Genomic DNA, 22,919 nt, shown 5'->3' with positions numbered 1-22,919 from the left:
TGCAACAACCAGACCCACTGCGGTCAGTATCAAGGCGAACGGCGTAACCCCTGCACACTCGGCCTGCCTAGCCCAGGCACGAGACTCGTCGACCAAGGTCTCCCCGACATCGAACACCACGCCACGGACGCCCGCAGGCAGAGTGATATCTCGCATGGTGCAATGCTCCCAACATCCAAGTTCCTTGTACGGTGACAGTTCCCGCAATGGGCGGGCTCGACCTTCTTCACAACGGCATGCTCAGGACTGACCGGACTGAAATGTTGCCGCCATGATCGTCAGAAATACGATGTATCCCGATCTTTTCGGCGACTCGCTCCGAGGGTCGGTTGTCGGGATGGATGATGGCTACGAGTTCGGTTGCGTCGCTGTGCCCACGAGCGAAGTCGCGACACGCCATGGCTGCCTCTGTCGCATATCCGCGCTCATGGAGCTGGAACAGTACGTGGTACCCCACCTCTAGTTTGGGTGAACCGTTCACCTGCTGCCAGGTGAGGCCGCAGTCGCCTACGAAGTCACCATCCAGCGTCTCGATGACCCATAAACCGTAACCGTGCTCCGCGTAGTTGGCCCGGTTCCACTGGATCCAGCCTGCAACCTCGTCTCGGGTCTTGGGAGCGGGGTAGAAGCGCATCACCTCAGGATCTCCAAGCAACGCGGCCATGTTGTCTAGGTCGGACTGAATCATCTCGCGGAATCGGAGCCGATGAGTTGGAGGTGGAGGCGTCATCTGACCACGATATCCAACCGCGCCGAACTGCCCGTTAGCCGGTCCTCTCCTGGGACAACGGGAGCATCTTGAGATTCGGGCTCGAATCCGTACGCAGTCGCGCGTGGGTCTCGACGTCGAAGCGTTCAGTACCGTACAGCAGCTTCTGGCGCTCGAGACCTTCGGGGATGAAGCCAGCAATGGTGGCGACCTTGCACGATGAGGGATTGTTGACGCGATGCCCCAGCTCGAGGCGGAAGAGGCCGTCCTCAAAGGCTGCGGCGGCGATTGTTGCGAGGGCTCGCACTGCATAGCCGCGACCACGAGCTGCAGAGGTGAGCCAGTAGTACGTCCAGGCAGTTCCGTGGCGCAGGTCAATGGCTGACAGTCCTACATTGCCCACAGCGACACCGTCGATCGTGATAGCCCAGTTGCGCCTTGATTCTGTCAAAGGAAGTTGGGCCCGGATGTAGTCACGCGCCAGGTCGACGGTGGCCAGATCCGCACTGCCAAATTGCGTCCCAAGGTCCGGGCTCTGCCGGTACGCAGCCCACAGCGCGGGCGCGTCTTCAAGCGTCCAGGGGCGAAGTTCGACGGTCATAGCTCTTATCGTGCCCGACGAAGGGCGGATGCCATGAATTTGCCCGTAAGCCGATCCACTATCGGCCTACTGGTCGACGGCAGGGTCGCAGTCGAAGACGGGCGGGTCCTGGTCCAGGAGGTGCAGCGTACAGCGGCTTTGTTGGCCGTCGAACACGACATCGACGTATCCGGGGGTAGCCCGGCCCGGACGGTGCACAATCTTGATGACCTCGCCGCCCCTGACTTCGATGGTGGATACGACATCCGCCTCCAACCGCGGCCGGTCCATGTGAATTTGGATGCCCCACGTGCCAAAGCACACCAAAACGACGATCGAGAAAATGATGGGCGCGCGTCTCCAGATGTCCTTCTGCCGCTGGGAAGGGCGCTTTCTTGGGGCCCGCTGCGCCGCTTGATCGTGTGAAGTCATCTGGATGTTGATTCTCCGTAAATCCTCGTTCCAGGTCCAGTCTCTCTTGTTGAGGAGCACAGGTACCGACACAGCCCTCGTTACCGGCTACGGAACCGCCGCACTCTTCGCGTTCCTCACCCTCCCAAAAGCGAAGAGCACCACCTGAGCTGAGCACCGCTGGCGATTTGCTTACAGTCAGGCCCGTCCCAGAGAGGGATCCCTTAGTGGGATGCGTATTGGCTCCGCCCGGGAGTTGGCTTGGCCAGCTTGTTGGCACGCAGTAGCGTTCTTCGGGTGAATGAGGAAGCTGAAGAACTTGCAGGCGGAAACGCCTCAGAGTGAGCTGCCGCGAGGTTCTCGGACAGTGGGCCCTCTTAAAATGGGGGTCTACTGAAAGTAGAGATCAGCATGACTGCAGCACGCCGGCGTTTCACCCAGGAGTTCAAAGACGAGTTGTGCCGTGAGGTGATCAACACGTCCAAGCCCATCAAGGACGTTGCCACCGCATACGGTGTCGGGCCCGAGACTCTGCGCAACTGGCTGAACAAGTACCGCGAGGCCAACGGCGGTACCGAGACGGACCTGACGTTGCCGGAGCGGGCCCGTTTGAAGGAGCTCGAGAGGGAAAATCAGGAGCTGCGCGCGGAGACTCTGTTCCTGAATTATCCCGATATTCGGGTTATGCCGATATCGGCATAACCTGAAAAAAGCAGCCGCTTACTTCGCGCGGGAGCAGCGGTAGTGAGCAAGTACGAATACATCGACTCCCAAAAAACTGAGTCCGCCAACCTGAATTCGGTCGTGAAGATGTGCCGCTGGTTGGGCGTCTCAACGTCCGGGTTCTATCACTGGCTGACGCGCCCGCAATCGGCGACTGCCACTCGCCGGAAGGCCCTGACAGCGCGGATCCAGCACTATTTCGAGGAGTCCGAAGGCACCTACGGGTATCGTCGAATCCATGCCGACCTCGCGGCGGAAAAGACTGAATGTTCGCCCGAGCTTGTGCGGCAGGTCATGCGCCAGGAGGGCCTCCTGGCCTGCCAGCCGCGGCCATTCCGGGTCACGACCGAGGCCGACGCGTTGGCAGCGGCCAACATGCCTGATCTGGTCAGGCGTGACTTCACCGCCACTCGTCCCGGGGTGAAGTTTGTCGGCGACATTACTTACATCCACACCTGGCAAGGGTTCATCTACCTGGCCACCGTCATCGACTGCTACTCGAAGAAGGTCGTCGGCTGGTCGATCGCCGATCACATGCGCACCGAACTCGTCGCCGACGCCCTCAACAACGCCGCCGCAACGACCCTGATCGAGCCTGACGCGATCTGGCACTCGGATTAAGCCGAGGAAATCGTTAAGCCGAATGTCGGGCTTGTTGCTACGTCGTTTCGGGACTCCGGGGTAGTTTTCTCGGCTTAACGATTAGGCGCTCTTTGGCCCCTCAGGCCACAGCTCCATCGCGAAGGTATGCCCACCGTTTACGCCTTCATACATTCGTCACGCTGGGCATGGCGAAATATGGCTGGATACCGCCGCTTCCTCCATCAGCCAGTCTCACTGACGAGGATTGGTCTGGCGACAACAACCTACAAAAGTTCGACACTCCAGATGACCCACGCAACATTAAGCCGAGGAACAAGGCACAAACCCGTGGAAGTACGGGCCCACAGGGCCAGTCCCCGGCTTAACGATTTCCTCGGCTTAATCGGAGTTAAGCCGAATTCGGCTTAATAGTGACCGCGGCAGCGTGTATACCTCGGCCGGGTTTCGGGCCTTGGTGACCGGCCTGGGGATGCGCTCATCGATGGGCCGCACAGGCGTGTGTTGGGATAACAGCATGGCGGAATCTTTCTTCTCGATGCTCAAAAATGAGCGTGTTTACCGGACCGTTTACCCGACGAAATCACAAGCACGCAGCGACGTTATCCGCTACATCGAGGGGTTTTACAATAGTCGGCGCCGACACTCCGCACTCGGTTACCGACGGCCCAACGAAGTCCACTATGGTTATCAACAGCCAGCCTTGGCAGCGTAGAAGAATCCACCAATTCCGCTGTCCGAAATCCTCGCGGCAGCTCACTTCGATGATGGCGCGCTTGTATCCGTGTAAGCGAGGCGAAGGTTGCGTCCCCATCTCCGCTGGCCGGGCACGAGGGCAGGTTAACCTGGCGTTAGCTGCCAACAAACCGATGACAGTACCGGGGAAAGACACAAGATTCAGGTGTTTCCCCAGGCAGCAAGTCCGATGCAGGGATGCCGCCCCGACTCAGTCGGGGCGGCATCGTTCTCGGTTCTACTCGGTTGCGGCGGGATCCAGCACGAAGTTGTAAGCGACTTCGCGTCCGGTGCCGTCTGCCGTGGGTTTCGGGTCGAGGACCAGTTCGGGTTTGACTGCTGAGGCGATGTCGTCTGACAGGTGTTCGTCGGCGGTGAAGTACAGCTGTGTGGTGATGAGCTGGTGTCCGGGTGCGCTGACTTTGAGGTGAAGATGCGCTGGTCGCCAAGCGTGCCAACCTGCGGCCGAGATGAGCTGCCCGCACGCGCCGTCGGTGGGGATTTGGTACGGTGCGGGCTGGAGGGTGTTGATCTGGTAGAGCCCCTCATCGTCGGCGACCACGGTGCCGCGGAGATTCCATTCGGGAATGCCGGGTGCGAACTGGGAGTAGAAGCCCGCACCATCCGCGTGCCAGATCTCAACATGGGCCCCTGCGAGTGCTTCTTCGTTGACGCTTGTGACTCGGCCCTGGAACAGGAGTGGGGTTCCTGTTTCATCCTCACGCTTAGGCAATGTCGCCGGCGACTGAAGGATCGGAGATCCCGGGACGTAGTAGGGCCCCTCGATGGTGCCCTTGCTTCCTTCGCGGTCGGCGTTCGCCACTTCCTCGACTGCATGTTCTACCCAGACGTCCAGGAACAGGGGCCATTCGCCGTCTTCTCCCACCCGGATCAGCCAGGCTTTCAGGGCGTTGTATTCGTCGTAGGTGACCTGTTCTTCGGTGACGGTGTCCACGAGGGCCTTGATTGCCCGTGAGGCCAGCAGGTTGACTCGTTCAGTGCTGACTTGGGAGCCGACGGACTTGTTCGCCCGGAATTTTTCGGTGGCGTTGGCGCCCGAAGCGGCCGCTGTTGCAGTGGTTTCGACAGACATTGTTTTGAGGTCCTTTCTTGGTCCGCCTCATCCATGAGACGGACATTGTTGTGCGGTTCAGATCCCTGATGTGGTGATCGCGGATGGATGTTGGGCTAGCGGCGTGACGTCAACCTTCATGTACGGAAACAGCGGCAGACCCTGGAGGAGGTCGTGGAGTTCGTCGTTTGTGTCGACGTCGAATATTGAGTAGTTCGCGTACTCTCCAACGACCCTCCAGAGGTGGGGCCAGCGGCCCTCCTTTTGCAAGGCCTGAGAGTAGGCCCTTTCCTCCTGCTTGATTGCCGAGGCTTGTTCTTCGGGCATTTCGGGGGGGACGTTAACGTCCATACGGACCAGGTACAGCACGGATGCTCCTTTGCTTATCGGGTTGGATGGAAGTGCTGCGGCCCTGCTACTTGTCCTGTCGGTAGCGCGCGAGTTTGTCCTCATCGATGTCCGCTCCGACGCCAGGGGCGCTCTTGACGGCTATGCGTCCGTTTCTGATGCGGATGGGCTCCGAAAGCAGGTCATCGGCCATGTCCAGGTAATTGGACAGTTCACCGGCGCGCCGGGAAGTGGCTTCGTGGGCAGCGCCAAAGGTGATGGTGGCCAGAGTTCCAATCTGGGTGTCTATTTGGTTTCCCATGACCACGTCCACGCCCAGCCCTGTGCAAAGGCCAAGGATCTGCTGGGCTTCAGTGAAGCCGCTGCGGGCGGTCTTGATGCTGATCGCGTCGCATCCCCCGGAGAGGAGTTCGCGGGACGCGTCACCGGCGGTGGGGACGCTTTCATCGCCCACCACGGGAATGGGCGACTTTTGGACGAGCCTGCGACGGCTCAGTCCTTCCTTGGCATCGCAGGGTTCCTCGAGGAGGGAGAGTCCCAGGTCCGCTGTGCGTCGGAGTACTTCCATCGCTTCGTTGGCCGTCCAGCCCCGGTTGGCGTCCAGGTACAGTTCGGTGTCCGGTCCCAGTCCGGCGCGGAGGACTCGGCAAGCCTCGACGTCCAGGGCCAAGGGCCGGCGCCCTACTTTGAGCTTAAAGGTGTTGATTCCGTATTTCTCCCGGAAACTCAACGCCTCATCCAGAAGCTGCTGGGCGGGCCGGAAGCCCAGCATGTGGCTTACTTCCATGGAATCGGTAAAGCCCCCGAGCAGCTGATGTACAGGGACTGCGTTGGCCTTTCCGATGATGTCCCAGAGAGCTATATCGAGGCTGCCCTTGGCCACCTGGTTATGGATTGTTCTGTTCAGAATGTGGTGGATCTTGCCTCTGTCCATCGGATCAAGGCCGGTGATGGCTGGGGCAAAGATCTTAGTGACCACCGCGATGATCGAGTCCTGAGTCTCCCCGTAGGTGAACGGGCGGGGCGGGGCGTCGGCGATGCCCACGATCCCGTCATCGGTATGGACACGGATAAGGACATGTTCCGCATCCGCTACCTCACCACTCGCGAACTTCAGTGTCTTGACGTAGGGGATCGAGTACGGAACGGCCTCAATACGCTCAATCTTCACGTGGGAATGCCTTCAAGGTAGGAGAGTCGGTTGCGACGGCGGCGCTCTGCTTCTCGGGAAAAGCTGAACTTGCTGCTGCCGCCTACCTAATATCCTCGGCCCCAATGGAAGGTGTGGAAAGGCGAGAAATCACGGTCTGCGGTAAAGATTTATCCCCTTTCGGGGTAAGGAAATCCCCAATAGCCTGCTGACAAACAACGTGAAAGGAGAATGTCCATGGCTTACCCCAAGAATCATGATCGTATGTTCCTGACGTGCTACACGGACACGTTTGGCTATGGCTGGCACCATGTCGATCTGTTCGTTCACGACGAGAATGACCTGGAAGTCAACTGGGTGCACTGGCAGGTTGATCAGGATGGGCCCGAGGCTGCAGACGCCAGCACAGCCAGGGTGGAACCGCGGCTGCGACGTACGTCTGAGTGGGAGCACGGCACCAGCGCCAACGGTTTGGAGTACTGGACTGCTGAAGCAGCCTGGGCCTGAACGACGCTGATGATGCATCGCTGATCCGGCAATGGGCAGCACAGGCGAAGACCAGCACAAAGGCTACGGTCCCATCCGGAAATCCGGGCGGGACCGTAGCCTTTGTGTTTAGTGCGCCGGGGAGACTACGCGGCGGCGCTGGGGTTGTCGGCTGCGGCAGGATATTTGGTTTGGAGTTTTGCTGCAGTCCTGTCCGGGTTCAGGAAGAAGACGGAAAGGACGCCGGCGATCAGGAGCAGCGCACCGGCGACGCTGAACGATTGGTGAACGCCCGTGGTCATGTTCATGATCATCTCGGCTGTGTCCTTTGTGCCCGGAGCGGGGGTTCGGTAGCCTGCACCGTCCATGAAGAGTGCGACGGCGGTCGGCGAGACAATGGCGCCTATGGAAGCTACGCCACCAAGGACGGCCATCAGCACGGGCCGCTGCTTTGGTCCGACCGCGTAGGCCATGGCGCTGGGCGCCATGGGGTAAATGACACTGCATCCCGCAGCGACGGTCAGCAGCGCCACCGAGGCTAGGCCGGTAGTGGCCGGGAGCAGCAGGAAGCAAATGCCAGCCACGGCGAGCGAAATGCCGAACGGGATGCCGATCGCCTTGTGGACGCTCTGGCCCCGACGCATCAGGTGCCGTCCCAGTACACCAAGGCCCAGCAGCACTGCTGCGCCAAACAGCCAGGGGAACGTGAAAAACAGCGCCACAAGTTCCGGTGAAAGGTTGACTGCGCCGGCCAGGTACTTGGGCGACCATGTGGTGAGGAAGCCCTGGGTCCAAAAGTTAGTGAATCCCGCGAAGACGGCAATGACGAAGGATCCGCTGAGCAGGATTGCTCGCCAGGGTACTTGGTGCTGGGAGTCGAAGGCTGCCAGCCGGTCATTTTCTTGAGCCGCCGGCTCTGGCGGTGCAATATTTTCGGCTGCGGGGTTCTCGTTGCGTGCCTGTTCGGCTTTCTTGGGGAATTTCGCACCAAAGGGCCCGTCTGCCCCGACAAAGAACCAGACCACGACCCACACAGCTCCGGCGATGCCCAGAGCTCCAAAAGCCCACCGCCAGCCAAAAGAAACGATCACGATGGCGAGGGCAGGGGCAGCAATTACTGGACCGAGTGTTGAACCGATAGCGATCAGGTTGCTCGGCAGCGCCCGGTCTGCGGGGCGGAACCATGAGTGGGCGGAGGACAGCGACATCGCTGTGGCGGGCCCTTCAGCGCCGCCCAGCAAGATACGCGTGACGAGCAGGATGGCTGCACCGCCACCAAAGAGCATCGGAAATTGGAGGACGGCCCAGCTGAGCCCCATGGCCAGCAGTACCCACTTGATGGGGACCCGGCCAGCCCACAGACCGATCAGCACGGATGCTATGGCGTAGAGGAAGAAGAATGCGCTGCCGATAAAACCGAATTCCACGGTGCTGATGCCCAGCTCGGGGATGGCCTGCTGCGCCACGAGGCCAAGGACGGCTTTGTCGGCGAAGGCGATGATTTGGAACAGGATGAGCATAGTGGTGATAACCCACGCACGCCTGTTCATTTTCCGCATTGAGACGGCTTCAGCTAGTGACCCTGGCGAGGGTGAAATACGGGTGGATGACATGTTGTTACCTAGCGGTTGGAGAAAGTGGGGAGGGGAGTGGGAGTTAAGGAGGATTCGATCTTCGTCGCGATTGAAAAGAGTCGGTCCTCACGGCCGGGGAGTCCAATGAGCTGGAGCCCAAGCGGCATCCGGTCTGCGTCTCGAAGACCGGGAATGGTGATGACCGGGAATCCGAGTGCCTGCCAGGGTCTGCTGAGCACCGGTGAGCCCGTAGCTTCGATGCCGGCCGGGGCGGCTCCGAGGGCTGCCGGTCCCAGGACGGCATCTACCGAATCCAGCAGGGCTAGGACTATCCGGCGGCTGGAGGCGACGGTTTGCAGTGCGGCCTCGTATTTTTTCTCGGTCATGCGCAGACCGGTGGTCAGGAGTTCTCGCAGCTGGCCGCTCAGCTCCTCGGGGCGATCGAGCTCGGCTGCACGCTCCCTGGCCGCTTCGTAGGCCATAACATCGGCGTGGGCCTCGGCCAGCTGCTTGATGAGGTCATGTTCGGACCATTCGGTCACGTGTCCGCCGGTCGAGCCGAGGTTGGTTGCCGCTTGCTCGAGTGCGCAAGCCATCTCGGTGCTGACGTCCCCGAGGCCGCTGCCGTTCCACAACAACACGCGCGTCGGTTTGTCGGAATCTGAACCTGAGTCTCTCCCCGGGCGTTTCGCCAGAGCATTCCACACAAAATGAAGGTCGGCAACGGAGTGGGCCAGAAAACCAAGGGTGTCGAGCGAGTGGCTCAGCCCGGTGACACCGTGCAGCGAGAAAGTACCGATCGGTGCGACAAAACCTGCGGCTCCGCAGAACGATGCTGGTCGGGTCAGGGAGCCGGCCGTCTGCGTGCCGAGGGCTAGCGGTATGACTCCGGCGGCCACGGCAGCTGCCGATCCGCTCGAGGATCCCCCCGGAGTGTGTTGCAGATTGGCGGGATTCCGCGTGGGACCGGGTTTGAAGTAACCGAACTCGGTGGTCACGGTCTTGCCGATTATGACGGCACCGGCCTCGCGCAACAGGCGGACGCAGTCGGCATCGTCTTGGGCGGGTTCGGCACCGCGCAGGGAGCTGCCGCAACGAGTGGGCAGGCCCGAAACGTCGATCAGGTCCTTGATCCCGACCGGGATTCCCCAAAGGGGTCCACGGGGGCCGTCCACCAGCTCCAGTTCCCGTGCGGCGGCCCGGGCAGCCTCTGCGTCCACGTGAACCCAGGCCCTGATGTCTGCTTCGGTTTCGGCGATGCAGGCCAAAGCGATTTCCACGGCACTGCTGGGTGTGGTTTCCCCGGTCCTCAGGGCCGCAGAAAGCTCGCGCAGGGACATCAGGCCACGAGCTCCGGCGTTACGGAAAGGCGATGAAACTGCCTCTTGAAGTAAACGAGGCTGTCACGCTCCTCCTGAACTTCCACGCGGTCCACCTGAATGAAGATGACGGAGTGTGAGCCCTGGGTGCTGCGGCCGCTGATCCTGCCAACAATCTTCACCAAGGCATCCCGCAGCACCGGAACCGAGTCCTGCCCTTTTTCCCAGATGTCCCACCCGAACCGTTCTTCCATGGGAACGCGGGTAGCCCCGGAAAAGTGTCGGGCAAGCTCTTCGTGCTCGCCGCTGAGGACGTTGATGCAGACCTGGCCATTGTTGTTGAAGATGTCATGCGTCTCGCTGTTCTGGTTGACGCATACAAGGACAGTGGGCGGGGAGTCCGTTACAGAGCAGACCGCACTTACCGTGATTCCCACGCGGCCGTGAGGACCGGCTGTGGTCACGACATTAACGGCTGCCGGCAGATGCGCCATGGCGGACCGGAAATCCTTTTGGATTTGCGTAAGCTCAGACATTTAAATTTCTCCCACTGTCGTGACCAATGAAGCTGGTCATTTCATGAATGCTTATGGAAGAAATCTATTGTTCGGTAGACCTAATAGGTATTGCGAGTAATCCCACCTCATTTCAGAATTGCCCTTAGGTGCGTAAGTAGATTCCTTAGGGAGGTTTGATTGACTTCGGTCCCCTGTGTTGGATAACGTCAAATTCCCACTCCTAGGCCTTAGGCAGTACAAGGTGCTCCCCATGCATTCACCCGAAGCTCTCGTTTACATCGTCGATGACGACCAAGAGTTGTGTAAGTCGCTGGCGTGGCTCCTGGAATCAGTCAGTATCCAGTCGCGCAGTTTCTACGACGTCGCCTCGTTTCTTGCCGACTACGACCCCGATTTTCCGTCGTGCCTGGTCCTTGACGTCCGGATGCCCAAGGCCGGCGGATTCCAGCTTCAGGAGGTCCTGAACCAGATAGCCTCCCCCATGCCCATCATTTTCGTCTCGGCACACGGCGACATCAGGATGTCCGTGAAGGCACTGCGGCAGGGAGCCGTTGACTTTCTGGAGAAACCGTACGATCCGCAGCACATGCTCGATGTCGTGCAGGAGACACTCGATCTCGCCCAGGAGCGCTTCGAAGCGAGCCGGGGACGGCGGGTGATCGAGCAGCGGATAGCTTCGTTGACGCCGCGCGAACGCGAGATTCTGGCGCTGGTCATCGAGGGTCTGCCCAGTCAGAATATCGCGCGAAGGCTCGGTACCAGCGTGAAAACCGTGGACGTTCACCGGACCAGGATCAAGGCCAAGACCGGTGCTGATAGCATCGCCACTTTGGTCAGAGACATACTTCAGCACAACGTGAGTATCAACTGACCTAACTCAGGACTACCTCGGGCGGAGCTTCCCGGAACGGTGAACTCGAAATATTCAGTAGGGGGAAACCAGAGACCCTGTTAACGTGTAGCGAAGCTGACCCCTCGCCCGCTGGGCAAGGGGTCAGCTTCGCTGTCAAACAGGACGTTCAGTTGGGAACTGCGGGACGGAATCAGAACAGTTCAAGTACCAGCCGGGGTGACTTAGACCGGGAAACGCAAGCGGCGATCTGGTCGTTCGCCTTCTTTTCGCTACTGGACATGCACTGGTCCCGGTGGTCCGGCTCACCTTTGAGGACACCCATGATGCACGTGCCGCAGATTCCTTCCTGACAGGTGGTATCCACCTCGACGCCGTTATCCTCGAGCACCTGGACGATGGACCTGCCTACTGGCACCTCGTACACTTCATCATCCACTTCGATTTCGAAAGGTGTATCAGCGCTGGTGTCAGTCGGTTCGCCGGCCTGGAAGTGCTCGATGTGAACGTGGTCTTCCGGGATGACCCTGGAGGCGCTCTCGCTGACCCGGTCCATGAAGCCTTCAGGGCCGCACGTGTACACGTGCGAGTCCGGGGTCAGATCTGCGAAAGCAGTGGCTAGCACTGTCGGCTGGTCGGCCCGCTGCAGCCCGAAGTGAAACTTCACCCGATCGCTGAATCCGCTCCTGTTTTTCAAAAGGTCAACAAAGGCCGCCTCCTCACGCGAGCGTGCAAAGTAGTGAAGTTCGAACTCCCGCCCTGCCCGGTGCAGATGGTAAGCCATGCTGATCATGGGTGTGACGCCGATCCCGGCGGCCACCAGGAGGTGGCGGTCCGCGTTCTCAGCCACGGCCATGAGGTTTCGCGGTGCGCTGATTTCGAGTTCTTGACCTACTTCGACGTCGTGCAGGGCTTCGGAACCGCCGCGCGACTCCGGCTCGAGTTTGACCGCGACGACGTAGTCATCGAGTTCATACGGCGGGCTGCACAGCGAATATTGCCTGACGACGGCTGTGGGCCCGACGACGTCGATGTGCGCTCCCGCGGGGTAGGGGTCAAATGGTGCCCCGTCCGCGCGCTTGAGCCGGAAGGATTTGATGTTGCTGGTCTCCTCCAGCACTTCGGCAACGCGTACTTTGAACATACCCATGGGGAACGCTCCTTTCTTGTCCTGGCAGTTGTCTTGTTCAGCTGATCGGGCACCTCGCCCTATCAGCGCATGTACAGCCCGCCATTGATGTCCCAGCAGGCTCCGGTCACGGACGCTGCCCGCGGAGAAGCCAGGAGAACAACCGTGTCGGCGATGAAATCGGCATCGCCCAGGCGGCCGACGGGGATGATGCCCTTTACGGTCGCCAGCTTCTCGGGATCCACTGTCTCGTATACCACGGGAAGGTCAAGCGGACCCGGCGAAACTGCGTTGACGGTTACCCCGGCGGCAGCGAATTCGCGTGCGAACACCTTGGTGAGGGTAGAGACGCCACCTTTGGATGCGGCATAGTGGGCGCCGGTCGAGGTGCCGCCGTTGTGGCCCGCGAGGGAGTGGATGTTGATGATCCGGCCGTAGCCGCGGTCCCGGAAATGGGGCCCGAAAACCTGGCAGCCAAGGAACGTGCCATTGAGGTTGATCTCAACGTTTGCGGAGAATTCCTCCGGGGTGATCTCCAGCAGCGGGGCAACCGTCGAACGCCCGGCGTTGTTTACGAGGACGTCGGTGCCGCCCCACTTCTCCGCGAGAATGTCCCGCACAGACTCGAAATCGGACTTCTTGCGGACATCAAGTGCCCCTGCCCAGACGGTTTCTCCTGAGGCATCCAGGCTGTCCGCCACGGGCTGCACGGAGGCTGCGCTGGTGCCGGTGATGGCGACCTTATAGCCTTCCTTGTGGAGCTTGCGGGCGATAACTTCGCCGAGGCCGCGGGCGGCTCCGGTGACGAGTGCGACGTTGTTCATGATTGTCCTAAAGGAGGAAGCCGGAGGCGTTGACGGCAGAGTCGGAGTTGACCAGACGGATCAGCTTGAGTTCGATCCGGGCGTCGTCGCCGGCGAACCGGATTCGGTGGGTCAGATCGGCGCCGAGCACCTGGAACTTGTCGCGCTTGAAGCCGACGAGAACCTGGGCGGATCGCAGGGTGACGGTGTCCTCGGTCAGGTCCTCGACGGTGAAGCGGGAGATCGTGCGGGACGTGCGGGCGGCTGCGACGGCCGACATGGAGTAGCCCTGCACGAGGCGGGTGACGCGCATGTGGCGCATCCGTGCGTCGTCATACACCATGTTCAGGGACGATTCGAAGTCCTCGGTGGCCGGGTCGACAGGGATGACGTACTTCGCGTCCTCCGTGTAGAGGGTCTGCCACGCCTCATAATTCTTGTCGTCCAGCAACTGGGCTTCGTGCCAGATCAGTTCGATCGCCCGGCTAACCAACGGCTGGGACAGTTTGCCGAGTCCCAATTCGTAGGTCTCCGGTGCCGGACGGTTGTCGATAGCGTTCACGTCTGCGACGGTCTCAGTTGTCATTGCCTATCATCCTTTTCCACATTGCATACGCTTCCCGCATGCCGGTTTCATCGGTCACGTGCGAGGTCTTCCATCCCTCTGCCACGGTCTCCTCGCGGCCAAGTCCCCGATTAATAAGGATCGGCATCTCAGGATTTGCCACTGCGCCGCGCTGCACACGGTCCCATGCCTCGGAGTCATCGGAGGTGCCGAAGCCAAAGGGCCCCTGGAAGTGCTCGTGAATGCGCAGCCGTTCGCGATTGACGCTCTCCGGGCCGCCGTCGAGGCCCAAGGCCATGTGCTGGATCTCCGTCTCGTTCACGGAGATGGGGCGTAGAACGCGGAAGAATGACATCGACAGCGACAGGTTCGGGAACAGATTCAGGTTGTACCCTGCGCCATGCATTGACCTGACGATCCGGCGGACCTGGTCCTGGGGCATGGTTTCTGAGAGCTCGTCGATGATGTGCCGGAAACGCTCCTGCAGTTCCTCGGTGCCGTCATCCTCTTCGAGGTCAACGTGGTCAGGGACCATGACGGCCACACTGTGTCCGTTGCCGAGGGCATGGGTGACAGCCTTTTCGTCGGTCATGAACGAGAGCATGTCTGCCGTCTCGGCGTCCACCGAGGCCATCCAGGAGCGGTGGACGATGGGGAAGTGATAGCCGTCAGTGGTGTTTTCAAGCTGGATTTTCCAGTTCCCGTCGAAGCGGAACTTGTGCTCGCCCTGGACCTTGACCGGGAAGCCGGCGCCCTGCTTCATAAAGCGGTCGATCCAGATCTTCGCGTCGCCGAGGAAGTCACCTAGGGGCTCGATATCTGACTTGAAGGTGGCGAAGATCAGGCCATTGTAACTCTCGACCCGAAGCCTCTGCAGGGGCAGATCCTTCTTCTCCGCCACCCCTTCATAGCCGTCGGGGTAGGGAATGCCACGCAGGTTGCCTTCAAGGGAATAGGACCAGGAGTGGTAGGGGCACGTGAACCCGTTCGCTTTGCCCTTGGGGACCTCGCACACGCTGGCGCCGCGGTGCCGGCAACGGTTCAGAAGCACGTTGAAGTTGCCCTTGCGGTCCCGGTTCACGATGACAGGCTGCAAACCGATGTGGCTCATCTTGAAGCTGCCGGCGTCCGGGATTTCACTTTCGTGTGCAACCCACACCCAAGTGCTGTAGAAGATCTTTTCCATCTCCCAGTCAAAGATCTCCGGGTCGGTGTAAAGCTGCGCCGCGACCCGGTCGGCGGCGGCCAGGCCTGCGAAACCGCCGGTCCCTTCTGATGTTTGTGACGTCATGATGTACTCCTTGATGGTTGGTGCTCTTAGGCGTTGACGGGGGTGGCCGCGAGATCGGCCGTGAACAACTTCTCGGTGCGGAAATGGGAGATTCTGGCGCTGCCCTCGGCATATTCGAAGTCCACCGATAGCCGCGCCGAAATCAGTTCCCTGCCGCCTGTCTCGAATGCGGAGAGCTGCTGCATGATCCACTCACCCGTCGCCGTGTTGTCGGAGACAGCGATTCGTCCGTTGCCGAGCAGATGAACGTTGTGTGTGAAGTGCAGCGAGGGCGGAAGGTAGTCTGCGAGCATCGAAAGTATGGCGTCCCGGCCTTTCAATTGGCCGAACTTGCCCGTGTATTCGGGTCCGATGCCTTCCCAGACAGCCTCCGCCGTAAACAGGGCCGCCATGTCGGCCCAATGAAACTCAGCCCGCGGAACGTCGCATAAATCCATGTACCTGCTGAGCGTGTTCTGTGCTGCCTCGCGGAGTTCGAATTGGACCAGGCGCTGGGCGAGGCCGGCGACCGTTTCGCGTTCCATCGCTAGCCCGCTGTTTCCACGTCGTCGCGGATAACCAGGGCTCGACCTATCCGTGCTTCGATCTTGGCGTAGCGCCACAGGGCGTTATCGCCCACCATCGTGGTGCGGAAAAGGTTGCAGGCGGCCTTGACGGTTTCCTGGCTATCTACATCGGCGAGGATGTAGCAGGTCCAGGGCCACCCTTCAGACGGGCCGACCATGTGGGAGTCGTCGTCCATGTTGCCGATAACGTTTACGCCGGGCATTCGAGCCATGTCGGCCATCATCCCGGAGAATGCGGTCCATACCGCCCCGATCCCGCTTTTGGGCAGGTCGAAGAAATTCTGGTTGATGCCGATGCAGAACAGGACGCGCAGTGGCTGTGTCTCAGGATTTTCGCTCATGAAAGTTCCTTAGGTCCTAGGTCAGAGAAAAGCGGGAATGGCGGGCGGGAGATCCATCAGGACAGCTCCTGCTCCGTCGTAGATGCCGTCGCCGAGGAAGGCGTGTTGCGTGACAACCGAGGCGTCGCGCAGGTAGCGCTGCATGGGGTTCGTGTCATAGATCGCCGCAGTACCAGAGAGTGTGTAGGCGGTCTGCACTGCCTTGGCACCGACCCGGGCGACATGAGTGGAAGCCAGACGCAGCAGAGCCTTCTGTTTGTCTGTCGCGGGGTCTCCCGCTTCTACCGTTGCGTACACCTCGTCGGAAATCTCGTAAAAGAAGGCACGTGCTGAACGGAGTTCCGCTTCAGCTTTGGCGACATCCATGCGGTAGTAGGAGCGGTCGGCCAGCTTGGGGGCTCCTGTGATGCCGGTACGGCCGCTGCCGGTCTTGATGGCGTAATCCAGTGCAGCCCGTCCCGCACCCAGGTTCACCACAGCCAGGACCTGGGCTGCGTAGGCCACCGTCGGGTAGCGGTACAACGGTTCATCAATGGTCGGCTCGCCGCCGCGCACGAAAGTCCATTCGTCTTTCACGAACTTTCCGTGAACACGGAGGTCGTGGCTGCCGGTTCCGTTGAGACCGATGACGTCCCAGTTTTCGACGATTTCGACGTCTTCCGGCCGCAGTAGGGCCGTCAGGGGCTTTCCCTGGCTTTGGTCGTTGCCCACTAGACCGACGCCCAGTATGTCCGCGCCCTTGCAGCCGCTGGCGAACTTCCATTCACCGGCGACGTTCCAGCCGCCCGTCACGCGCTCAGCTTTCTGGACTGGAAACAGTCCCCCGGCAAACGCCACGTCCGGGCCGTCAGCGTAGAGTTCGGCCTGGGACTGCAGGGGCAACGCGGCCAGGTACACATTGGCAGAGCCGAAACTGGCCACCCAGCCAGCGGATGCGTCGACGGCAGAGATCTTTTCGATGATGCGCAGGAATTCGCTCGGCCGCAGCCCGCCCCCTCCGAATCGTTTAGGTGTGGCTGACCGGAAAATGCCTGCTTTCTTGAACTCGCAAATTATGTCCTGTGAGACGAATTTCTGTTCTCCGAATTCTTGCCGGCGCTCCGCGATCACTTCGAGCACATGGTCAAGTGTTGTCTGCGGTGCAGTGGTCAGAATGTCGGTCATAAGAGTTCCAATCTCAATCAACGGCTGAACGTATCTCTTCTGCCATCAAAAGTATTTGGTACAGCGGTTGCGTTCAATCGGTGATTCGTAGCTGTCGCCCAAAGAAATACCGGCGTGGAATAAAGAAATTACCTATGGGTCAAAGTCCGACTGTGGGCTAACATCTCTTGTGGCCACTTCCCCGAGCAGTGAACCCCTATCCGCGACCGGCGAGCCGGACCGGCCCAAGGACTCAGCAGAGCCCCCCGCGACGGTCCCTGCCGGCCAGGATTACGAACGCCTCACACAGGCGCTGAGCTACTGCATCCTCGTCCACGACGCAGAGACAAAGAACATCCTGTGGGCAAACGACGCCGCTTGCGACATGCTTGGCTTCACACTGGAGGAGCTAAAACCCCTCAAGGCCCCTGACATGAGCAGCCCCGATTTCCGATATCGACGGGCCGTTGGTGTGCAGTGGCTCCAGGACGCTGTCGACCGCGGCATCAGCAGAACCGAATGGATGTACCGCTCCAAGTCCGGCCGGAACATCCTGACCGAGGCAGTAGCTACCCGGGTGGAACTGAGCTCCGGCAGGGCCATCATGGTGCAATTCAGGGACATTGAAAAGGAAGAATCCCTCAAATCAAACCTGCAGCGCAGTGAGGGCAGGCTGCAAGCATTCCTGATGCGCATGGCTGAGGGAATCCTCGTACTGGACGGCGAAGGAAAAATCACTTTCGCCAGCGGGGCAGCCTCAGCCCAGCTGGGCCGCGAAGGCGAAGAACTGTACGGCGAAAGCTTCCTCGACCTGTGCAGCAATTCTTCCAGGCCCGCCCTGCGAAAGGCTCTGGCCAAGGATCCCGCTGACAGCACATCGTCAATCCTTCGGGTCCAGGTCGCGCAGCCCGATGGCACCATTAGGTGGTTCGGAGTCAGCTGCCAGTACATCGCCCTGGAGCAAGACCTGACAGGCACTATGCTCCTTCTCCAGGACATCAATGACCAGGTAGCGGCGGAGGAACAGCACCGAAGGGATCTTGAGCACCTGAATTATCTGGGACGTTACAACGCAATGGGCGACATGGCCATGGCGATCGCGCACGAACTTGGACAGCCGCTGGCAGCAGCAACGAATTTCGTGGATGGCGTATCGCGGCGGGTGCACGACCCTGCGACGGGCATCGAAGACCTGGTATATGGCTTAGATAACGCCAGGATGCAGATAGATCGGGCAAATCAGATCGTCAAAAGCCTCAGGGACTTCGTGGTTCAGCTCGAGCACTCCGAGCAGGTGGTGGACCTGAACGAAATCGTGAGGGACTGCATGTACTTTGTTCAGCTTCGAGCAGATCAGAACGACACCGAAGTTCAGCTCGTTATGAGCGAGGACCCTATATGGATCCGGTGCGAAAAGGTCCTTACCGGACAGGTGATCCTGAATCTGTGCCACAACGCAATAGACGAAATGTCCGGCTGGCCCCAACGGGAACGGCACGTCACCATCACGACGTACGCAACTGCCGACGCCGGCGTCTTCCGTGTGGCAGACCGCGGCAAAGGCCTCTCCCACATCCCGGACGGCCGCATCTTCGATGGGGCCTTCACCTCGAAATCGACAGGCAGCGGAATCGGGCTGGCTCTCAGCCACCGCATCATCACCCGACAGCACGGACGCATCTATGCAGTGGAAAACGAATCCCGCGGTGCCTCGTTTACGTTCGAACTGCCCCTGGCGGAGATTGGGGATCTGCTGTAGAGGTCGGTTTTGGCATTCCACTGCCTTGCAGGGCAATGCTAATTACCGCAGCGCCGTCGCTATTCGGTCCAGGGGTACGGAGCTGGCGCCGTCAACAGCCGACCCTCCTACAACGTGGCGAAGCTGCTGGCCGGGACCGGCGCCTTGCTCGACTGGTAAAGGCGGGAGCCATTCGCGTTATCGTTACCCTCAACTTCGACCGCCTCCTGGAGCAAGCAATCCGCGCCGAAGGCATCGAACCAACCATCGTGACAACAGCGGGTGACGTTAGCGGACTTACTCCTCTGCACACTCTGCAGTGCTGCGTGATCCATCTCCATGGTGACTACCTGAACCCCGCTTCTATGCTGAATACGCGCACCGAACTGGACGCCTATGATCCGCAGATGATGGTCCTGCTGCAGAGGGTACTTACCGACTACGGCCTGATCATCGCTGGCTGGTCGGGTACTTATGATCCCGCTCTAATGGAAGCCATAAAGACGCACTATCCAGCGCGGTACACACTTTCATGGATCGAGCCAGGCACTCCTAGCCCGGAAGCGACACAGTTTCGACACCTCATGAACGGAATTCTTGTACCCACAAATGCAGATGCTGCATTTGGACTTCTCATCGACGCCCTTACGGCCTTTGAGGGCAGGCAATCTCGCCATCCCCTCACTGTTGAAGTTGCCGCCGACGCGGCAAAGCGGGAGCTTTCTGGCCGTTGGGTGGCAATTGGCCTACATGACCGACTGGGCGTGGAGTTCGAACGGCTCCGCCTACTCCCAGAATTCAACCTTCAGAGTTACCAGCAAGACGCGCCAGACGGATACGTGGCGATGCTGGAACGGGTCGAGGAGGCGAGCAAGGTTTGCTTGGCCCTGGTCACGTCAGTCGCCTATTGGGGCGATGAACGCACCGATCATTGGTGGATAGAGGAGATAGTGCGATTCTCTCGGCAGAACCACGCCTCCGGCTCAGTTAGGCTCGTGACGCTGCGTCTCACTGCTGGATCCGCTCTCTTCTATGCCGCCGGCATCGCGGCGCTAGCCGCTAAGCGCTAAGACCTCCTGGCACGCATCCTCACGCTAAAGCGATCTCATCCGTACTCCGATGACGACCAACTTCTTGCCGATGCGCTGGAAGCAGACCGCGCCCTGGAAAACACCCCACCTCGTCTGCACGCATTCTTGGCTCCTCTCCTAGCCGACTCCCTTTCGCTCGGGCATGAACGTATCGATGAAACCTGGCAGCTTTTTGAGGTTGCCCGAATCAGCTCTGTGCTACTCGCAAATCCGTCCTGCGGCAGGCTAAGCAGGATATTCCAGTACGCGGACCATGCCGTCGTCAAAGCGGAAGAGCAAACTAAATCTGCAGAGCAAGCTGGCACGGGAGTCGAAGAAGCCCGCGTCGTACGGGCAAAAGCTGCCGAAGCTAGGCGTGAGGCACTCGAAAATCTCGCGAACCTCGCGCCGGTCCATGGCGCTCATCTGTATGTTGTTGAACGGCGGCTTGACCACTGGCACGTCCCCGTGGCTGAGCGCTTGGCGAAAGAACTCGATGCCGAAGGGGAGGCCCACCCTCTTGCCCAATCATGGAGTTCCGGCGATGCCAAGGAACTGGCCGCGGCTATCAGAGCCGTGAGCACAGCAGCCGGGCGATCAGCGGATCGGCTTTCGTGGAATGGCATCGGCATGGGTGGCGGCACCATACCCTCCGAAATATGGTTGGACTCCTGGCAGGGTTAGCAGCCTAGCCACCGCAATCGGTATGAGAACCCTTTCCGTCCTTCGGCCGGGGTGATGCCCTCGGAGATGCTCGGCAGGGTCGGTGTCCTGGATGAGTTCGAGTACGGACTCCCGCTGTGATCGGGCGCTTCTGGCCTGTGGACCATCTTCGCCGGTGCGCGGAATCGGCGAGACCGTGATGATCGGCGCAGCCCACGACATCGCCCTCAGCCTCGGACCAGGGTCCGGAGCAGCTTAAGTGCCACGGAAATCGATTGGATGTCCACCTGGCCGGGGTTGGTCACCTCGGCGAACGTGTCCTTGATGCGCACCAACTGCTCCTGGTGTCCACGCTCCCACGCGACAATCCGATCGATGGAATCGGCACCTGATGCCTCGGCATCGGGAGTCATCTGCATGACGGCGATGGTCATATCAGCCACGGCAGCATAAACGTCGTCGCGCAAAGCCGCCCTGGCAAGCGCCTCCCAGCGGTTCTGACGCGGCAGGTCCGAGATACGGGGCAGCAGGTGAGCGGCGTCGATGCGCTTGAACACCGTGTAGTACAGGTCGGCAATAGCGGCAATTGGCTCGCTGACCTGTTCCGACACCCGCGAAATGTCCAGTAGGCCAAAGCTCTCCAGAAGGTCCGCGGAACGGAGCGACAGGTCCGATGGTAGCCCGACGCCATCCCAGTGAGCCTGCCGGTCCTGTACCCGGTCAATATGCCGATCACATGCGCGCCAGGCTGTGTACCGACGCGCTGGGAATGGCCCGTGACCACGGATACTTCAACGGCTCCGCCACAAAGGTATGAGCGCTACCCTGGCCTTCAACGTCGTCCTCATTCTGGACATAGCGAAACACTCACTGAAAGCCGCCGCGCCCACCAACTGACGATCTCACACGCGAGAATTGACCTGACCACTGCCAACCATAAAAGCTCGACAGCTCCGATAATCCACGAAACATTAACCTCGAGATTTCATCGGGGGTGTTACCGGGCCGCGTAATTAAAGCCTGAAGGGTGCCCTGACGTGGGAAAATGTAGTTACCACACAACATTTTTCATGACACATCAGGAGCACCCTGCAGGTGAGTTACTTTCCCGGTTTTTACCCGTCTGTCCGTGTTGATTCTTCCGGAGACGGGGTGGTGTCTCAGGCTGGCGGTGTGGTCCTGACCTCAATGGTGAAGGTCGCTGGTCTTGGTGCTGGTTTGTCGGAGGCTTTAGAGCCGTGGCGCAAACCCTTTGCCACGCACGACCCGGGCAAAATCCTCAGCGATCTGGCCCTGTCATTGGCCACGGGCGGCGACAGCGTCTCTGACATTGACCGGCTCCGCAACCAGCCCGAGGTCTACGGGCTCGTTGCCTCGGATCCGACCATCAGCCGGCTGTTCAAGATCCTGGCAACGGTAAAGCCTGCCAAGGCGCTGGCGGCCATCAACGGCGCCCGTGCCAAGGCTCGGGCCCATGTGTGGGCGCAGGCCGGCAAGGACTCGCCCCTGCACGGCGTGAGCGCGGAGAACCCGCTGATCATCGACCTCGACGCTTCCCTCCTGAATTCCCATTCAGAGAAGGAAGACGCCCGTCCAACGTGGAAGAAAGGATTCGGATTCCACCCACTGTGTTCCTTCCTTGACCACGGGATTCTGGGCACCGGTGAGCCGCTCGTGACTCTGCTGCGGCCCGGAAATGCCGGTTCCAACACGGTTGCCGATCACATCCAGATCGTCAAAGACTCTGTCAAACAACTCCCCACGGGGTACCGGTCCGGGCGGAAAATCATGATCCGCACGGATTCCGCCGGCGGCACCCACGGCTTCCTGGACTGGCTGACCGCCAAACACCGCAACTTCTCCTACTCGGTCGGGTTCCCTATCCATGGAGCCGTGGCCGAGGTCCTGCCATTGGTCCCCAAAATCGGGTGGACGAAAGCATATGACAGTGACGGGGTCGAGCGTGACGGCGCCTGGGTCGCGGACATCACCGGCATGCTGGACCTGTCCTCTTGGCCTGCCGGGATGCGTGTCATCGTCCGCAAGGAAGTCCCGCACGCCGGGGCCCAGCTGCGGATCACCGACATCGACGGAAACCGCTACACGGCCATCGCCACCAACCAAACCAAAGGCCAGCTGGCCGTCTTGGAGGTCCGCGACCGCCTCCGGGCGCGCTGCGAGGACAGGATCCGCAACGCCAAAGACACCGGCCTGGCCAACCTGCCCTTCCACGCCTTTACCGGCAATGAACTCTGGTGCCACGTGGTCATGCTCGCCGCTGAGATCATGGCCTGGACCCAAATGATCGCTTTCACAGGTACGAAAGCCAGGCGTTGGGAGCCCAAGAAACTCCGGGCAAGGCTGTTCGAAATCGGCGGCAAGCTTGCCAGCCATGCCCGCCAAACAACCCTGCACCTCGCCGCGACAGCACCGGAGGTAAAGCTGCTGCTCAAAGGGATGGAACGAATCGCGGCGCTGAGCCCGCCATAGGCGCAGCCGTCATCCGTCCGCACTCACTCAGAAACAAAAACAGCA

The 22,919-nt window shown here is 60.3% G+C and carries 23 protein-coding genes and 2 pseudogenes; 7 read left to right on the top strand and 18 right to left on the bottom strand.

The window, feature by feature from the left end; all coding sequences use genetic code 11:
* Positions 1 to 226: 226 nt before the first annotated feature.
* From ACQCSW_RS08850 to ACQCSW_RS08840, 3 genes are all read right to left on the bottom strand, one after another.
* Positions 227 to 730 carry a GNAT family N-acetyltransferase gene (locus tag ACQCSW_RS08850; protein WP_426990404.1) on the bottom strand — a complete coding sequence of 168 codons (504 nt, stop codon included), beginning with the start codon at positions 728 to 730 and terminating at the stop codon, positions 227 to 229.
* A gap of 34 nt (positions 731 to 764) precedes the next feature.
* Positions 765 to 1,310 carry a GNAT family N-acetyltransferase gene (locus ACQCSW_RS08845; protein WP_426990403.1) on the bottom strand — a complete coding sequence of 182 codons (546 nt, stop codon included), beginning with the start codon at positions 1,308 to 1,310 and terminating at the stop codon, positions 765 to 767.
* A gap of 66 nt (positions 1,311 to 1,376) precedes the next feature.
* Positions 1,377 to 1,721 carry a hypothetical protein gene (locus ACQCSW_RS08840; protein ID WP_426990402.1) on the bottom strand — a complete coding sequence of 115 codons (345 nt, stop codon included), beginning with the start codon at positions 1,719 to 1,721 and terminating at the stop codon, positions 1,377 to 1,379.
* A 390-nt stretch (positions 1,722 to 2,111) separates the two neighbouring features.
* On the opposite strand from ACQCSW_RS08840, the pseudogene ACQCSW_RS08835 reads away from it, so the two are divergent.
* Positions 2,112 to 3,041: pseudogene (locus ACQCSW_RS08835) on the top strand (IS3 family transposase); the annotation flags it as partial.
* A gap of 367 nt (positions 3,042 to 3,408) precedes the next feature.
* Positions 3,409 to 3,738: pseudogene (locus tag ACQCSW_RS08830) on the top strand (integrase core domain-containing protein); the annotation flags it as partial.
* 258 nt (positions 3,739 to 3,996) lie between these two features.
* Here the strand turns inward: ACQCSW_RS08830 and catA are convergent.
* From catA to ACQCSW_RS08815, 3 genes are read right to left on the bottom strand one after another with little or no spacing between them, the layout of a single operon-like run.
* Positions 3,997 to 4,851 (bottom strand): catechol 1,2-dioxygenase, encoded by an 855-nt coding sequence (gene catA / locus ACQCSW_RS08825; RefSeq protein WP_426990401.1) that lies wholly within the window; start codon positions 4,849 to 4,851, stop codon positions 3,997 to 3,999.
* A gap of 57 nt (positions 4,852 to 4,908) precedes the next feature.
* A complete protein-coding gene (gene catC, locus ACQCSW_RS08820; protein WP_426990400.1) occupies positions 4,909 to 5,199 on the bottom strand; it encodes a muconolactone Delta-isomerase in 291 nt (96 codons plus the stop codon).
* 46 nt (positions 5,200 to 5,245) lie between these two features.
* The gene (locus ACQCSW_RS08815) at positions 5,246 to 6,349 is read right to left on the bottom strand and encodes a mandelate racemase/muconate lactonizing enzyme family protein (RefSeq protein WP_426990399.1); all 1,104 of its coding nucleotides are present in this window, start codon (positions 6,347 to 6,349) and stop codon (positions 5,246 to 5,248) included.
* Positions 6,350 to 6,565: 216 nt separating this feature from the next.
* Between ACQCSW_RS08815 and ACQCSW_RS08810 the strand changes: the two genes are divergently transcribed.
* A complete protein-coding gene (locus ACQCSW_RS08810; protein ID WP_426990398.1) occupies positions 6,566 to 6,835 on the top strand; it encodes a hypothetical protein in 270 nt (89 codons plus the stop codon).
* 125 nt (positions 6,836 to 6,960) lie between these two features.
* Here the strand turns inward: ACQCSW_RS08810 and ACQCSW_RS08805 are convergent, their stop codons facing one another.
* From ACQCSW_RS08805 to hpaC, 3 genes are all read right to left on the bottom strand, one after another.
* Positions 6,961 to 8,364, bottom strand: a complete 1,404-nt coding sequence (locus ACQCSW_RS08805; RefSeq protein WP_426990397.1) for an MFS transporter — start codon at positions 8,362 to 8,364, stop codon at positions 6,961 to 6,963.
* Between the two features lie 71 nt (positions 8,365 to 8,435).
* Positions 8,436 to 9,728 (bottom strand): amidase, encoded by a 1,293-nt coding sequence (locus tag ACQCSW_RS08800; RefSeq protein ID WP_426990396.1) that lies wholly within the window; start codon positions 9,726 to 9,728, stop codon positions 8,436 to 8,438.
* On the bottom strand, positions 9,728 to 10,243 hold the full coding sequence (gene hpaC, locus ACQCSW_RS08795) for a 4-hydroxyphenylacetate 3-monooxygenase, reductase component (protein ID WP_426990395.1): 516 nt from the start codon (positions 10,241 to 10,243) through the stop codon (positions 9,728 to 9,730). Before hpaC ends, ACQCSW_RS08800 begins: the two co-directional genes overlap by 1 nt.
* A 232-nt stretch (positions 10,244 to 10,475) precedes the next feature.
* Between hpaC and ACQCSW_RS08790 the strand changes: the two genes are divergently transcribed.
* A complete protein-coding gene (locus tag ACQCSW_RS08790) occupies positions 10,476 to 11,096 on the top strand; it encodes a response regulator transcription factor (protein WP_426990394.1) in 621 nt (206 codons plus the stop codon).
* A 172-nt stretch (positions 11,097 to 11,268) separates the two neighbouring features.
* Here ACQCSW_RS08790 and ACQCSW_RS08785 read toward each other — a convergent pair whose 3' ends face one another.
* From ACQCSW_RS08785 to ACQCSW_RS08755, 7 genes are all read right to left on the bottom strand, one after another.
* Entirely contained in the window at positions 11,269 to 12,225 is a 957-nt protein-coding gene (locus ACQCSW_RS08785) for a PDR/VanB family oxidoreductase (RefSeq protein ID WP_426990393.1), read from the bottom strand.
* Positions 12,226 to 12,287: 62 nt separating this feature from the next.
* On the bottom strand, positions 12,288 to 13,028 hold the full coding sequence (locus tag ACQCSW_RS08780) for an SDR family NAD(P)-dependent oxidoreductase (RefSeq protein WP_426990392.1): 741 nt from the start codon (positions 13,026 to 13,028) through the stop codon (positions 12,288 to 12,290).
* A 7-nt stretch (positions 13,029 to 13,035) separates the two neighbouring features.
* On the bottom strand, positions 13,036 to 13,593 hold the full coding sequence (locus ACQCSW_RS08775; RefSeq protein WP_426990391.1) for an aromatic-ring-hydroxylating dioxygenase subunit beta: 558 nt from the start codon (positions 13,591 to 13,593) through the stop codon (positions 13,036 to 13,038).
* Complete coding sequence (locus ACQCSW_RS08770) at positions 13,583 to 14,863, bottom strand: aromatic ring-hydroxylating oxygenase subunit alpha (protein ID WP_426990390.1); 1,281 nt, start codon at positions 14,861 to 14,863, stop codon at positions 13,583 to 13,585. Before ACQCSW_RS08770 ends, ACQCSW_RS08775 begins: the two co-directional genes overlap by 11 nt.
* Before the next feature lie 26 nt (positions 14,864 to 14,889).
* Positions 14,890 to 15,387 carry a nuclear transport factor 2 family protein gene (locus tag ACQCSW_RS08765; RefSeq protein WP_426990389.1) on the bottom strand — a complete coding sequence of 166 codons (498 nt, stop codon included), beginning with the start codon at positions 15,385 to 15,387 and terminating at the stop codon, positions 14,890 to 14,892.
* Between the two features lie 2 nt (positions 15,388 to 15,389).
* Positions 15,390 to 15,770, bottom strand: a complete 381-nt coding sequence (locus ACQCSW_RS08760; RefSeq protein ID WP_426990388.1) for a hypothetical protein — start codon at positions 15,768 to 15,770, stop codon at positions 15,390 to 15,392.
* A gap of 21 nt (positions 15,771 to 15,791) precedes the next feature.
* Positions 15,792 to 16,934: an acyl-CoA dehydrogenase family protein gene (locus ACQCSW_RS08755; RefSeq protein WP_426990387.1), complete on the bottom strand. Its 1,143-nt coding sequence runs from the start codon at positions 16,932 to 16,934 to the stop codon at positions 15,792 to 15,794.
* Between the two features lie 169 nt (positions 16,935 to 17,103).
* Here ACQCSW_RS08755 and ACQCSW_RS08750 point away from each other — a divergent pair, with 169 nt between their 5' ends.
* Complete coding sequence (locus ACQCSW_RS08750) at positions 17,104 to 18,672, top strand: PAS domain S-box protein (protein WP_426990386.1); 1,569 nt, start codon at positions 17,104 to 17,106, stop codon at positions 18,670 to 18,672.
* A 35-nt stretch (positions 18,673 to 18,707) separates the two neighbouring features.
* A complete protein-coding gene (locus tag ACQCSW_RS08745) occupies positions 18,708 to 19,721 on the top strand; it encodes an SIR2 family protein (RefSeq protein WP_426990385.1) in 1,014 nt (337 codons plus the stop codon).
* A gap of 246 nt (positions 19,722 to 19,967) precedes the next feature.
* Here the strand turns inward: ACQCSW_RS08745 and ACQCSW_RS08740 are convergent, their stop codons facing one another.
* Positions 19,968 to 20,249, bottom strand: coding sequence for a hypothetical protein (locus tag ACQCSW_RS08740; protein WP_426990384.1), 282 nt, complete (start codon positions 20,247 to 20,249; stop codon positions 19,968 to 19,970).
* Between the two features lie 362 nt (positions 20,250 to 20,611).
* Positions 20,612 to 21,109, bottom strand: a complete 498-nt coding sequence (locus ACQCSW_RS08735) for a hypothetical protein (protein WP_426990654.1) — start codon at positions 21,107 to 21,109, stop codon at positions 20,612 to 20,614.
* Positions 21,110 to 21,479: 370 nt separating this feature from the next.
* On the opposite strand from ACQCSW_RS08735, the gene ACQCSW_RS08730 reads away from it, so the two are divergent.
* Positions 21,480 to 22,874 carry an IS1380 family transposase gene (locus ACQCSW_RS08730; protein WP_426990383.1) on the top strand — a complete coding sequence of 465 codons (1,395 nt, stop codon included), beginning with the start codon at positions 21,480 to 21,482 and terminating at the stop codon, positions 22,872 to 22,874.
* The last annotated feature ends 45 nt before the right edge of the window (positions 22,875 to 22,919 follow it).

It is taken from the genome of Pseudarthrobacter sp. Y6, assembly GCF_050156205.1.
Taxonomy (GTDB): Bacteria; Actinomycetota; Actinomycetes; order Actinomycetales; family Micrococcaceae; genus Arthrobacter.
Note: the sequence above shows the minus strand (reverse complement) of the source record. Positions and strands in the feature narration are given on the sequence as shown.